The sequence below is a fragment of the Sphingomonas sp. UNC305MFCol5.2 genome, assembly GCF_000712135.1.
Classification (GTDB): Bacteria; Pseudomonadota; Alphaproteobacteria; order Sphingomonadales; family Sphingomonadaceae; genus Sphingomonas.
In genome coordinates this window covers 952,888-965,655 of record NZ_JOOE01000001.1, presented here as the reverse complement: position 1 = coordinate 965,655, position 12,768 = coordinate 952,888, and the positions used below count along the sequence as shown (strand labels likewise).

The 12,768-nt window shown below is 66.7% G+C and carries 10 protein-coding genes; 2 read left to right on the top strand and 8 right to left on the bottom strand.

Going from position 1 to position 12,768, the window contains the following annotated elements; all coding sequences use genetic code 11:
* Positions 1–33: 33 nt before the first annotated feature.
* From atzF to BR78_RS0104605, 8 genes are read right to left on the bottom strand one after another with little or no spacing between them, the layout of a single operon-like run.
* The gene (gene atzF, locus BR78_RS0104640; protein WP_029935233.1) at positions 34–1,785 is read right to left on the bottom strand and encodes an allophanate hydrolase; all 1,752 of its coding nucleotides are present in this window, start codon (positions 1,783–1,785) and stop codon (positions 34–36) included.
* The gene (uca, locus tag BR78_RS0104635; RefSeq protein WP_029935231.1) at positions 1,782–5,381 is read right to left on the bottom strand and encodes an urea carboxylase; all 3,600 of its coding nucleotides are present in this window, start codon (positions 5,379–5,381) and stop codon (positions 1,782–1,784) included. The genes atzF and uca overlap by 4 nt, the downstream gene beginning before the upstream one ends.
* Positions 5,378–6,013 carry an urea amidolyase associated protein UAAP2 gene (locus tag BR78_RS0104630; RefSeq protein ID WP_029935229.1) on the bottom strand — a complete coding sequence of 212 codons (636 nt, stop codon included), beginning with the start codon at positions 6,011–6,013 and terminating at the stop codon, positions 5,378–5,380. Before BR78_RS0104630 ends, uca begins: the two co-directional genes overlap by 4 nt.
* Positions 6,013–6,834 (bottom strand): urea amidolyase associated protein UAAP1, encoded by an 822-nt coding sequence (locus BR78_RS0104625; RefSeq protein ID WP_029935227.1) that lies wholly within the window; start codon positions 6,832–6,834, stop codon positions 6,013–6,015. The genes BR78_RS0104630 and BR78_RS0104625 overlap by 1 nt, the downstream gene beginning before the upstream one ends.
* Positions 6,831–7,274 carry a CopG family ribbon-helix-helix protein gene (locus BR78_RS0104620; RefSeq protein ID WP_051683187.1) on the bottom strand — a complete coding sequence of 148 codons (444 nt, stop codon included), beginning with the start codon at positions 7,272–7,274 and terminating at the stop codon, positions 6,831–6,833. The genes BR78_RS0104625 and BR78_RS0104620 overlap by 4 nt, the downstream gene beginning before the upstream one ends.
* Before the next feature lie 43 nt (positions 7,275–7,317).
* A complete protein-coding gene (locus BR78_RS0104615; RefSeq protein WP_037565955.1) occupies positions 7,318–8,115 on the bottom strand; it encodes an ABC transporter ATP-binding protein in 798 nt (265 codons plus the stop codon).
* Positions 8,112–8,927 (bottom strand): ABC transporter permease, encoded by an 816-nt coding sequence (locus tag BR78_RS0104610; protein ID WP_029935222.1) that lies wholly within the window; start codon positions 8,925–8,927, stop codon positions 8,112–8,114. The genes BR78_RS0104615 and BR78_RS0104610 overlap by 4 nt, the downstream gene beginning before the upstream one ends.
* Before the next feature lie 13 nt (positions 8,928–8,940).
* Positions 8,941–10,026, bottom strand: coding sequence for a putative urea ABC transporter substrate-binding protein (locus BR78_RS0104605; RefSeq protein ID WP_029728740.1), 1,086 nt, complete (start codon positions 10,024–10,026; stop codon positions 8,941–8,943).
* 263 nt (positions 10,027–10,289) lie between these two features.
* Between BR78_RS0104605 and BR78_RS0104600 the strand changes: the two genes are divergently transcribed.
* Both BR78_RS0104600 and BR78_RS0104595 read left to right on the top strand, forming a co-directional pair.
* Positions 10,290–11,849 carry an ATP-binding response regulator gene (locus BR78_RS0104600; RefSeq protein ID WP_037565953.1) on the top strand — a complete coding sequence of 520 codons (1,560 nt, stop codon included), beginning with the start codon at positions 10,290–10,292 and terminating at the stop codon, positions 11,847–11,849.
* On the top strand, positions 11,839–12,765 hold the full coding sequence (locus tag BR78_RS0104595; RefSeq protein ID WP_029935220.1) for a response regulator transcription factor: 927 nt from the start codon (positions 11,839–11,841) through the stop codon (positions 12,763–12,765). Before BR78_RS0104600 ends, BR78_RS0104595 begins: the two co-directional genes overlap by 11 nt.
* Positions 12,766–12,768 lie beyond the last annotated feature (3 nt).

Here is a 12,768-nt window from a genome sequence, read left to right as displayed (position 1 = left end):
CGCCGGTTGATGTTTGGTACGTCCGGGGTTCGGCTATCGCTGGAGGTAGCGCCGCCATCCGCCGAGCGAAGTGATGTCCTCGGCATCGACGATCGCGCGAGGTTCCGCGACGAACCCCTTGACCAGGCTGCCGTCCTCCAGCGTCACCGTGCCGATCGCGAGGGGAGGAGGGACTTCGGCGACGAAGCTGCCGAACGCTGCCATGTCGAGCTCATAGATCTCGAGCGCGATCGGGGCGCCATCGCCGCTGTGCACGAGCGCGGGCTTGGGCGGCACGCTGTCCGCCATCGCATAGAGACGATAAGCGGGAGCAGTGCGGGCCTCGCCGACGAAGCGCGCGTTGCGGGAAGTCAGCTGCCAATGCAACGGCATGTCCTTCAGATGCGCACCGACAACGGCCAGTTTCACGGTTTCCATCCGTCCCTCCAGGTCGAGCGGCGGCAGAAGTGCCGGCGCGGGGAAAAGAGTTGTCGCCAGGTCGATCAGGCTGCGGTCGCAGCCGGCTGGGCCCATCAGCGTGACGCCGAAGCCGACGCCGCTGTGATACCGACCCGTCGGGACCGCGATCGCGGCCATGTCGAGCAGATTGACGAAATTGGTATAGGCACCGAGGCTCGCGTTGAGCGCGATCGGCGCGGCGAGCATCTCGGCCACGCGATAGCTGGTCGGGGCCGTCGGCAAGGCGAGCAGGTCGACGCTCGTCCACATTTCCTCCGCCGCGCGGGCGAGCTCGGCGAGACGATAGCTTGCCGTGAAGGCATCGACTGCGCTGTAGGCTCGGCCTTCCTCGACGATGCCGCGGACGACCGGATGGATCGCATCCGGGTCGTCACGAAGCAGGTCCCGGAGCGCGGCGGTCCGCTCGGCGACCCAGGGGCCGTTGTAGAGGAGCCGCGCCGCTTCGTTGAGCGGCGCCATGTCGATCTCCACCAGCTCGGCATCGAGGCCGGCCAGCGCCGCGTCGTAGAGGAAGCCGGATTCGATATCGCCGAACCAGGGGCGCTGGTCGACGCGCGGGACGCCGATACGGCGATGCGCGCGCGCTACGTCGTCGAACGGGCGCGAGAAGCTGTCCTCGCGATCGAAACCGGCGACGATGTGGTCGACGAGCCCGGCATCCTCGGCCGTGCCGGCGAAGACGGTGATGCAGTCGAGCGTCCGGCAGGCGGGGACGAGCCCGCGGCTGCTCCACCGCCCGCGGGTCGGCTTGAAGCCGACCAGGTGGTTGAAGGCGGCGGGCACGCGGCCAGATCCTGCGGTGTCGGTGCCGAGCGCGAAGGCGACCAGCCCGGCGGCCACCGCGACCGCCGAGCCGGAGCTCGATCCGCCGCTCACCCAGGCCCGGTTATAGGCGTTGCGTGGGACCCCGTAGGGACTGCGGGTGCCGTTGAGGCCGGTCGCGAATTGATCGAGATTGGTCTTGCCGACGGGGATGGCTCCGGCGGCGACAAGGCGTTCGACCACGGTCGCCGGCCGGGACGGCGTGTAGGCGAAGGCGGGACAGGCGGCCGTCGTATCGAGGCCGACGACGTCGATATTGTCCTTTACCGCGAACGGCACGCCGGCAAGCGGCAGCGTGTCACCGCCGGCGATCCGCACGTCGACCGCGGCGGCGGCCGAGCGGAGCGCGGCGGCATCGAAGCGGGATATCCAGACCGCGGGCTGGACGGCGTCGTAGCGGTCGAGGCGCCGGATGACGTCTTCCATCACCTCGGCGGCGGTGCGGCGACGCGACCGCACGTCGGCAGCTACGGCTGCGGCGGACAGGCGGTCGAGCGCAGTCATGCGCGGATCAGCGCCAGCATCGGCGTACCGGGCGTGACGCTTTGCCGTTCGGCGACATACAGGGCCGCCACCGTCCCGGCGGCAGGGCTCTCGAGCGGAAACTCCATCTTCATCGCTTCCATCACCGCGATGGTCTCGCCCGCGGCGACGACGTCGCCGGGCGCTTTCAACAGCTTCCAGACGCTGCCGCCAAAGGGCGACTCGACCAGCTCCGCGCCTTCGGGAAGCGCGATCGCATCGGCGGGTTTGTCATCGACCTCCTCGGTCAGGCTCGCGACACGATCGAACTCGCCACGCTGCTCCCATTCGGCGCGCTCGGCAGCGAAGGCGGCGTTGCGGCGCGTTTCGAATGCCGCGATCGACTCGGCATTCTCGGCAAGGAAAGCGCGATAGTCGGCGAGCCGGAATTCGGTTTCCTCGATCTCGATCGTGCGGCGGCCGAGCGGAAAGTCGCGGCGCCATTCGATGAGTTCCTCGTGGCTCACCGGGAAGAATCGGATCTGGTCGAAGAAGCGCAGCAGCCAGGGCTTGCCGTCGGTGAAGACGCCGTCTTGCCGCCAGGTGTTCCACACCTGGATGGTGCGGCCGAACAGCTGATAGCCGCCCGGGCCCTCCATCCCGTAGATGCACATATAGGCGCCGCCGATGCCGACGACATTGGGGGGCGTCCAGGTGCGCGCCGGATTGTATTTGGTCGTCACCAGCCGATGGCGCGGATCGATCGGCGTCGCGACCGGCGCGCCCAGATAGACGTCGCCGAGCCCGTAGACGAGGTAGCTGGCGCCGAAGACCGTGCGATAGACGTCGTCCGCGCTTTCGAGCCCGTTGGCGCGCCGGATGAACTCGATATTGTCCGGGCACCATGGCGCATCGTCGCGCACCACGGCCATGTAGCGCTCGATCGTCTGGTGGATCGCGGGATCGTCCCAGCTCAGCGGGAGATGCACGATGCGCGAGGGGATCGCGAAGTCGTCGAGTTCGCCGAGCTGATCCTCGATGACGATCAGCCGGTCGAGCAGCGCGTCTTCCTTGATGCGGACGCCGTCAAAATGGACCTGGAAGGAGCGGATGCCGGGGACGATGTCGAGGATGCCGGGCAGCTCCAGCGCGGCAAGCGCCGTCGTGGCGGCATGGACCCGCAGGCGCAGCTCGAGATCCAGGGTGATCGGGCCATATTCGACGAGCAGGTTGCGGTCACCCTGCCGGCGATACAGGACGCGCGGGCTGCGCCCCTGCGGCGCGCGCTCGGCCAGGACCGCATCCGATCCGCCGCCGGCGGTCTTCACCGAGGGACGGGCGGGACGGCCCTCGATCCATTCCTCCTCGGCCGCGCTCGCTGCATCTGCATCGGCGAGGCTGACGTCCTCGAACCGGATGCGGTCGCCCGGTGCGAGCTGGCCGACCTTCCAGAGATCGGCGGCGATCACCACGAACGGGCAGACGAACCCCCCGAGCGAAGGGCCGTCCGGGCCGAGGATGATCGGCATGTCGCCGGTGAAGTCGAGCGCACCGATCGCATAGGGATTGTCGTGGATGTTGGACGGATGAAGCCCTGCCTCGCCGCCGTCCCGGCGCGCCCAGTGCGGTTTCGGCCCGACGAGCCGAACACCGGTACGGTTGCTGTTATAATGGACGCGCCAGTCGGCCGTCAGGAACGTCTCGATATCCTCGGGGGCGAAGAAATCGGGCGCGCCATGCGGACCATAGAGCACGCGGATCGTCCAATCCGGACCGAAGGCCGGCTGTTCGATCACCCGCGGGCCGGGGATCACGGCGGGCGGATGCGGCGCCAGGTGCAGCGTGTCGCCTGCGAGCAGGCGGCGGCCGCCATGCCCGCCGAACTCGCCGAGATCGAAGGTGCTGCCGCTGCCGAGATAGGCGGGAATGTCGAGGCCGCCGGCGAACAGGATGTAGCCGCGCATGCCGCCGCCATTCACGCGGCCGAGGGCGAGCAACTGGCCTTCGGCGACCGCGACAGGCTGGTTGCGCGGCACCGGCTTGCCGTCAAGCGTGGCACCGAACTCGGCGCCGGTGAGGCAGATGCGCGTCGCCGTGTTGAACTGGAGCGTAGGGCCCGTCACCGTGACCTCCAGCCCGGCGGCCGCGGCATCGTTCCCCAGCAGCGCATTGCCGAGCCGGAAAGCGCGGGCGTCCATCGGTCCGGAAGGGGGCACGCCGACATCCCACAGCCCGATCCGTCCCGGAAAATCCTGCACGGTCGTGAGCGTGCCGGCAGAGCGCACGGAGACGCTGTGCGGATGATGCTCGACATGTTCGAGCGAGCGCGTGGAGACGTCGCCCGAAGTGAAATCGTCGGCGCGCGTCACGTCGCGCAGCCAGCGCAGGTTCGTCTCGATACCGGCCAGGCGGGTCGCGTCGAGCGCTGCCTGCATCGCCGCGACCGCGGCGTCGCGATCCTTCCCGCGCACGATCAGCTTGGCGATCATCGGGTCGTAGAAAGGCGAGACCTTCGAACCGCTCTCGACCCAGGTCTCGATCCGCGCCTCGGGCGGGAAGGCGACTTCGGTGAGCAGGCCAGAGGCGGGCCGGAAGTCGAGCGCCGGATCCTCGGCGTAGAGCCGTGCCTGGATCGACCAGCCGCGCGGGGCCGGAACGGGTGCATCGAGAAAGGCGTAGTCGCCCGCGGCACCGCGTATCATCCATTCGACGAGGTCGATGCCGGTCACTTCCTCGGTCACGCCATGCTCGACCTGGAGCCGCGTGTTGACCTCGAGGAAGAACCAGTCCTGCCGCTCGGCGTCGTAGAGGAATTCGACGGTGCCGGCCGAGCGATACCGGGCGGCCGCTCCCAGCCGCACCGCCGCATCGATCAGCGCGGCGCGGACGGGTTCGGGAAGATTGGGGGCCGGGGCTTCCTCGATCACCTTCTGGTTGCGGCGCTGGAGCGAGCAGTCGCGCTCGCCGAGCGCGGCGACGCGCCCGGTGCCGTCGCCGAAGATCTGCACCTCGACATGCCGGGCGCGGGGCACGAAGCGCTCGAGGAAGAGGCCGGCGTCGCCGAAATTTCCGGCGCCGAGCCGTGCCACCGCGGCATAGCCGTCGCGCACGGCCGCAGGGTCGGCGCACACGCGCATGCCGATACCGCCGCCACCGGCGGTCGCCTTGAGCATCACCGGATAGCCGATCCGCGCCGCCGCTTCGATCGCAGCCTCCGCGTCCGCCAGCAGCCCGGTGCCCGGCGCCAGCGGCACGCCCTCGGCCTCGGCGAGCGCGCGCGCGCTGTGCTTCAGGCCGAACGCCCGGATGTTGTCGGGCGTCGGCCCGATGAAGGCGATGCCGGCAGCCGCGCAGGCTTCTGCGAAGTCGACATTCTCCGAGAGAAACCCGTAACCCGGATGGATGGCGTCGGCGCCGGTCTCGCGCGCGGCGGCGAGAATGCGCGCGGTGTCGAGATAGCTTTCGGCGGCCGGGCCGGGGCCGATCCGCACGGCCACATCGGCTTCGGCGACATGGCGCGACGCTTCGTCGGCATCGGAGAAGACGGCAACCGAGCGAATGCCCATGCGCCGCAGCGTGCGGATGATCCGGCACGCGATCGCCCCGCGATTGGCGATCAGTACGGTGCCGAAGCTCATGCCGTCACGATCATGCGGACGGGCGTGGGATTGAAGCCGTTGCAGGGATTGTTGATCTGCGGACAGTTCGAGACGACGACAGTCACGTTCATCTCGGCGCGAAGGTCGACGGAAAGGCCCGGCGCCGAGATGCCGTCGACAATGCCGAGCGCGCCGTCCGGCGTAACGGGCACGTTCATGAAGAAATTGACGTTCGAGACCATGTCGCGCTTGCCGCGGCCGTCGCGCAGATTGGCCTCGAGGAAATTGTCGACGCAGCTGTGCTGCGCCTTGGTGTGATGGCCGTAGCGCAGGCTGTTGGACTCGCACGAGCAGGCCCCGCCGATCGTGTCGTGATACTCGACCGACGTGCCCGTGATCGTCATCATCGGCCGGCCCTCGCTGGACCGTAGCACGCTACCGGTCCGCAGGAAGATGTTGGCCTGCGCCGCGACCGTGTCCTGCGCGCTGTAGCGCTCGGCATCGTCGTCGGTGGCGTAGAGCAGGAAATCGACCGCCTGATTGCCCTCGAGGTCGATGATGCGGAGCGTCTCCCCGGCGCGCACGCGATGCATCCAGGGAGCGCGGGCAGCCACGATCTCGTCGTGGACCACCTGGCCGGCGAGGCCGGCGAAATGCGGATCGTTTTCCATCAGCGGCGGTACAGATCTTCGGTGTTGAGGAAGGCGCGGCGCCGTTCGGGCGTCGCGGTGCGGATCGGGTCGTCCGTCCCGGTGACGGGCCCGCGCCAGGCGGTGACGCGCAGCGGCGCGATGCTCCACGGCCGGTCGTCGAGAACATGCGGGCAGTTGGCGAGGACCAGGATCAGATCCATCTCCGCGCGCAGGACCAGCGAGCGCCCCGGCGTGAAGGGACCGAGATTTGGCACGATCGCTCCGTCGGCGGCGATCCGCACGCCCTTGAAAAGATTGATGCAGGGATGGACGTCGCGCCGACCCAGCCCATGTTTGGCGGCCCCGAGGAGCAGCCGATCGCGCGCATTGGGATGGGCGCCCGAGTTGCGGCCATCGCCATAGTGGCGCTGGTTCGAGGCTTCGTTGGAGGCTCCGCAAAAGGCATCATGGGTGCCGGCGTCATCCTGCTCGATACTGGCGAGGACGCGCCCCATGTCCGACAGCAGCAGACTGCCCGCCGACGGATAGGCGTCCCACTGGACCTTGACGGTATCGGCGATGTTGAGCCGTTCGGCCGGGTTGGCGGCGTTGAACAGCAGCAGCGATGTGCAGGCGTCGCCCTGGAGATCGATCAGGCGCAGTCGCGTGCCCCGCAGGAGAAGGCGGGAGGCATAGCCGCCGCCGGTGATCGTCTCTTCCCAGAGCAGGTCGTCGGATGTGACGCCCGGGGGCAGATCGTCGGCACGCGGCGGCAGGATCGGCATCGCCTCGACGACGGTACCGTCCATGGCGCGGGCGTGCGCGCGCGCGGCGCCCGGATCGGCAAGTGTCGCGCTCATGCCGTCTTGCCCCCTGTCTGCAGTGCGGCGCGTTCCTGCTCATGGAGCGGAGGCAGGAGTGCCGTGGTGGTGAAGAGCCGGAGCTGCTGCACGCCGCGCACCTTGCGCAGTGCATCGCAAAGGTCACGCAGCCGGACTGCCGGGCCCTGCACGAGCAGTACCTCGAGCGACTGGTCGTCCTCGAGGAAGACGTGCTGCGAGGAGATCACTTCCTTGAGATACTCGGCCTGGGTCTGCGCGAGCTGGTGGCGCACGCGCCCCATGTCGCCGCGATAGACCAGAGTGATCGTGCCGGCGAGCATGTCCTCGGGCCGTATGGCGGCGCCGTGCTCGGCGAGCTCGTTGCGGATCAGCTCGGCGATGAGCTGGGAACGCGACGGCAGGCCGCGTTCCTCCACCATCACATCAAGCTGGCGGGAGAGCTCGGCCGGCAGGCTCATGCTGAGCCGGGCCAAACTGGAGGGGGGAGCGTCGTTCACGGCATCACACCTGAAAGTTATTACTGATTCTGTCAATCGTAATACTGGACACCGAAACCTCGGGCGTGTCCAGCGGCAGCTTGTTCTTGAGCGGCAAGTCGTAGACCGCAGTCGCGCCGAAGCGGTGCGGTGCGTGCGGATCGACGCGGCGCTTGTCGAAAGCCAACACGCGCGTTCCGAGCTTGAAAGCTTCGATGATGTCGTGCGTCACCATCAGGACCGTGAGCCCGCGTTCCTCCCACAGTCGCAGGATGAGCCGGTGCATGTCCTGCCGGATGCCGGGATCGAGCGCGCCGAAGGGCTCGTCGAGCAGCAGCACGCGGGGGCGCGCCATCAATGCCTGGGCGATGGCAAGCCGTTGCTGCATGCCGCCCGAAAGCTGTGACGGATACAAATGGAGCGAATCGCCGAGACCGACTTCGGTCAGCATCGCCTCGGCTTCCTCGGTCGCGCGGCGCCGGGCGGCGCCGAAAAGACGCGCGGTGAAGGGCGCCTTCGCGCATTCCAGGCCGAACATCGCGTTGCGTAGCGCCGTCAGGTGCGGGAACACCGAATAACGCTGGAAGACCACGCCGCGATCGGGTCCGCATTCGGGAGGGAGGGGCGTCCCATCGAGCAGGATGTGGCCACGGCTGGGGGTTTCCTGACCCAGCGCAAGGCGCAGGAAACTGCTCTTGCCCGCGCCGGACGGGCCGACGATGGAGACGAAACTGTGCTCGGCGATGCCGAGATTCACGCGCTCGAGCACGATCTTCTCGCCATATTCGAGCCAGACATTGTCGAAGGCGAGGAGATCGCTCATCGCTGGGCCTGATGTGCCCATGCGAAGGCGCGGCGGCTCAGCTGCAGGAGCGCCATATCCATCACGATCGCGAGCAGTGAAATCCATGCGACATAGGGAATGATGATATCCATCGAGAGATAGCGGCGGACGAGGAAGATCCGGTATCCAAGCCCGATGTCGGAGGCGATCGCCTCCGCCGAGATGAGGTAGACCCAGGCCGGACATAGCGACAGGCGAAGCCCGGTGATCAGGCGCGGCAGTGCCTGCGGGAAGGCGACGCGCAGCGCGAGCTGCCAGCTGCTCGCACCCAATGTCTGTGCCTTGATCGACTGTTCCTGGGGGAGCGCCTGGACGTGGTCGGCGAGGTCGCGGATCAGGAACGGCGCGACGCCGACCACGATCAGCGCGACTTTCGCCGTCTCGCCAAGCCCGAAAACGATGAAGAGGATCGGCAGGAGGGCGATCGGCGGGATCACCGCGACGGTGGTGACGAAGGCGCCGAAAGTCGCGCGCGCCGCCGGCAGGACGCCCAATATCATGCCGACGAGCAGCGCCGAGAGCGCGCAGATGCCGAGCCCGAGACAAAGCCGCTCGAGGCTCACGATCGTATCCGCCCAGAAGATGATCCGACCGCTCAGCGGATCGGCCTCGAAGAGCAGCCCGCGCATCGCGTCCACCATCGCCGTGGGCGTGGGCAGTACCTTGTCCGAGGCATTGGCCGCGTGGCGAGTTGCGGAAGCGATCAAATAGGCGATCAGGGCCATTAGCAGCGGCAAGGTGCCGAGCAGAATTGCGCTGCGGCGGCTTGGCCTGACATTCACCCAGCGCATCGGAACGATCTCCTCAGAGCTTGCCCGCCGCAGCCTGTTCCATGAAACTCGGATCGAAGCGCAGCTTCACGTTTTTCGGGTCGCCGAGCGTCTTTCCGCCTGGAAGGCCGATACCGACCGCGTCGGCCGATTTCGCGCCCGAGCCGAACAGGCCCTTCGCAAAGCTGAAGTCACGCACCTTGATCATCGTATTGGCGAGCGCGGGCGCGTTGAGGGCGGCCACGGCGGTCTGCGGCGTGCCGTAGAGGTGGGTGGTGGCGAGCTGCGCATCGAACGCCTGCGGAGTCGATCCGGCCATCTTCGCCATTTCGGCACGAGCCGCGGCGCCGGCGGCATCCTTTCGCTGCATGAGCGTGATCGTCTCGTACCAGATACCGGCCAGCGCCTTGCCGAGATTGGGATTGGCCTTGAGCGTGGCGGTGTCGACCGCGAGCAGATCGAGGATTTCGGCGGGCACCTGATGCGAATCGAACACCAGCTTCGCGTTCGGCATTTTGGCGAGTTCGGTGAGCTGCGGGTTCCAGGTGACCGCGGCGGTCGTGGCGGGATTGGCGAAGGCCCCGACGATATCGGCGTCGGACGTGTTCACGGTCTTCACGTCGGAAAGCTGGAGCCCCGCCGTGGAAAGCGCGCGTGCCAGCAGATAGTGCGACACCGACAGTTCGACGAGATAGACGGTGCGCCCCTTGATGTCGGCCAGGCTCGACGCGTTCTTCAGGACGATACCGTCATTGCCGTCCGAATAGTCGCCGAGGATGATCGCACTCGTATCCTTGCCGCCGGCGGCGGGGATGGTGAGGGCATCCATATTGGTGACGGTGACGCCGTCGAGCTTGCCGGCGTTGAACTGGTTCACCGACTCGACATAGTCGTTGACCTGCACGAAGTTGATTTTGACGCCGTATTTGTCGGCCCACTTCTTTACGATGCCGGCTTTCTGGGCATAGGGCCACGGCATCCAGCCGGCATAGATCGACCATCCGATCGAAAAGTCATGTCGCGGCGCAGCATTTTGTTGTGCACCGCCACCGCATGAGGTGGTGAGAAGCATGGCTGCGGTTGCAACCGCCAAACCTGTTTTTGACATCCAGTTTGCCATGGCTTTTCCCCTTGCTTCGCGCCGTGCGCCCTGAAACCGTGGGTGCACACTGCCTCCGATATTACGTTTGCGCAATCCGGTAATAAAATATATATCGAGCCCATGGGACCTGCTACTTCATTTTGTGATGCTGCAATGCGTCATTTGGTCACTATCCAGACTGCCCTCATGGCCCGTTCGGTTCCCGGTATCCGGTCGGGAATCGGCACTCCGCCGGAGCCTCGGCTAGCGGACCTGCGGCGGCACCGGGTATAGGCTGCGCGATGGCACATGCCTCCCGAGGGATACTGTTAGGTGCGGCGGTCATCGTCGTCGGTCTGATCGGGACGTTGTTCATCATGGCGCGCGATGCGCGCCGAAAAGCGCGGCGGGAACGGCTGTACCAGACACAGATTCTGCAGGATGAGATCGCCGCTCACCGGCTGACCCATGATGAACTCGCACGCGCCAAGGGGGCCGCAGAGGCCGCCAATGCCGCCAAGACCCGCTATCTGGTCGCGGTGAGTCACGAAATCCGTTCGCCGCTCAATGCCATCTATGGCTACGCCCAGCTTCTCGAACGCGAAGACGCCATCCCGCCAGTCGAGGCAGGCAGTGTGATCCGGCGCTCTGCGGAGCATCTCACCAATCTCGTCGAAGGTCTCCTGGATATATCGCGGATCGAAAGCGGCGTGCTCAAGCTGCGGCAGGATGTGGTTCGCCTTCCTGCTCTTCTCGATCAGGTCGTGGACATGTTCCGCCTGCAGGCAGCGGCCAAGGGTCTTTCGCTCGAATATAAGGTCGAAGGCCGATTGCCGCCGTTCGTTCGCACCGATGAGAAACGGCTGCGGCAGGTCCTCATCAACCTGCTGTCCAACGCCATCAAATATACCGACAAGGGCGGCGCGACGCTGACGATCCGATATCGCAGCCAAATGGCCCAGATCGATGTCACCGACACCGGCATCGGAATCGCGCCCGAGGATCTGGAGAGGATTTTCGAGCCGTTCGAGCGCGGCAGTTTGCCCGATTCAGCGATGCAGCCCGGGATCGGCCTCGGCCTGGCCATTACCCGTGTGCTCGCGCGGATACTCGGCGGGGAGGTGACGGTGTCGAGCGAAGTCGGCCGCGGCAGCAGCTTTCGGCTCCAGATATTACTGCCCGAACCGATGGTCGCCCCAACCTGGGCGCCGGCCTATGAGCGCGTGACCGGTCATAGCGGAGATCGCAAGACGATCCTCGTCATAGACGACGATCCTTCCCAGCTCATCGTCGTGCAGCGCCTGCTGCTGCCGCTGAACTTCGTCGTTTTCGCAGCAACGAGCGGCGCCGAAGGGCTTGCGCTGGCCGAAAGCTGCGCTCCGGATCTGGTCTTGCTCGACATCCAGATGCCGGGCTGCACCGGATGGGAGATCGCTGCGCAGTTGCGCGCGGCCTTCGGCCGGTCGCTGCGGATCGTCATGGTTTCCGCCAATGCCCATGAGTATCGCGCGGGCGGCGACGGCCAGAGCCACCATGATGCCTTTCTTTCCAAACCGGTCGATCTCGACGCGCTGCTGGATATGGTCGGCCGGCAGCTCGGCGTCGATTGGATCGTCTCCGGTGACGGTGAGGTCGAGCACGCGGCGGGCCCATCTTCCGATGCGCTTCCCCCGGCTGCCGAACCCTATCTCGTGAGCCTGCGGCACCATGTCAAAACAGGGCATATCCGCGGCATCGAAAAGCTCCTCGTCGAGCTCGAGGCCGAAGTGCCGGACAGTGCCGGGACGGTTGCCGAAATGCGGCGACATCTGGACGATTTCGATCTGCGCGGCCTTGCCCGGAGGCTCGGCAATGGCGACTAATCCGGGGAGCGGAACGCGCGCGACGATCCTTGTCGTCGACGATACGCCAGAATCGCTCCGCTTTCTGACCAGCACGCTCGAGCATGCCGGAATGACCGTCCTGATTGCAGTCGACGGGCTCGCCGCGCTCGATCTGCTCGAACATGTCACGCCGGATCTGGTGCTGATGGATGCCGTGATGCCTGGACTGGACGGCTTCAAGACCACGCGCCGGATCAAGTCGGACAGCCGCTTCCGCCACCTGCCGGTGATCTTCATGACCGGACTGACCGAGACCGAGCACGTCGTGCATGGACTGGAGGCGGGTGGGGTCGATTATGTCCACAAGCCGATCGTGGTCGACGAATTGCTGGCGCGCGTATCCGTGCACCTCGCCAATGCCCGCGTCGCGCAGGGCAGCCAGCTCGCGCTCGACACCGCCGGCCGACCGTCCTTCGCGATCGACGATGCCGGGGCGACCATCTGGCTGACGCCCCTGGCGACTGCCACGATCGAGCGGCTGTTTCCCGGCTGGGCGTCGCGCGACGGCCGGTTGCCCGGACAGCTTGCCGCGGTGGTCGAGCACTTGCAGCAACCTGGTGTGCCGCCCGGCGCCCAGGCGTCGCTCAAAGTCGCCGAGAGTGCCGTGGAATGCACGTTCCTCCGCCAGAGCGGCGCCGACCAATGGCTGTTCAGGCTGACCGAGCGTCGCGAAGGGGACGCCGAGCGGCTTCTCGCCGAGCGCCATGGCCTGACGTCGCGCGAGGCCGAGGTCCTGGTCTGGATCAGCCGCGGCAAGCAGAATCGCGAGATCAGCGAAATCCTGCACATCAGCCCGCGTACCGTGAACAAGCATCTGGAGCAGATCTTCGTGAAAATGGGTGTCGAGAATCGTGCCTCTGCCACGGCGATCGCCGTCGCCACGCTCTCGCAATAGGCC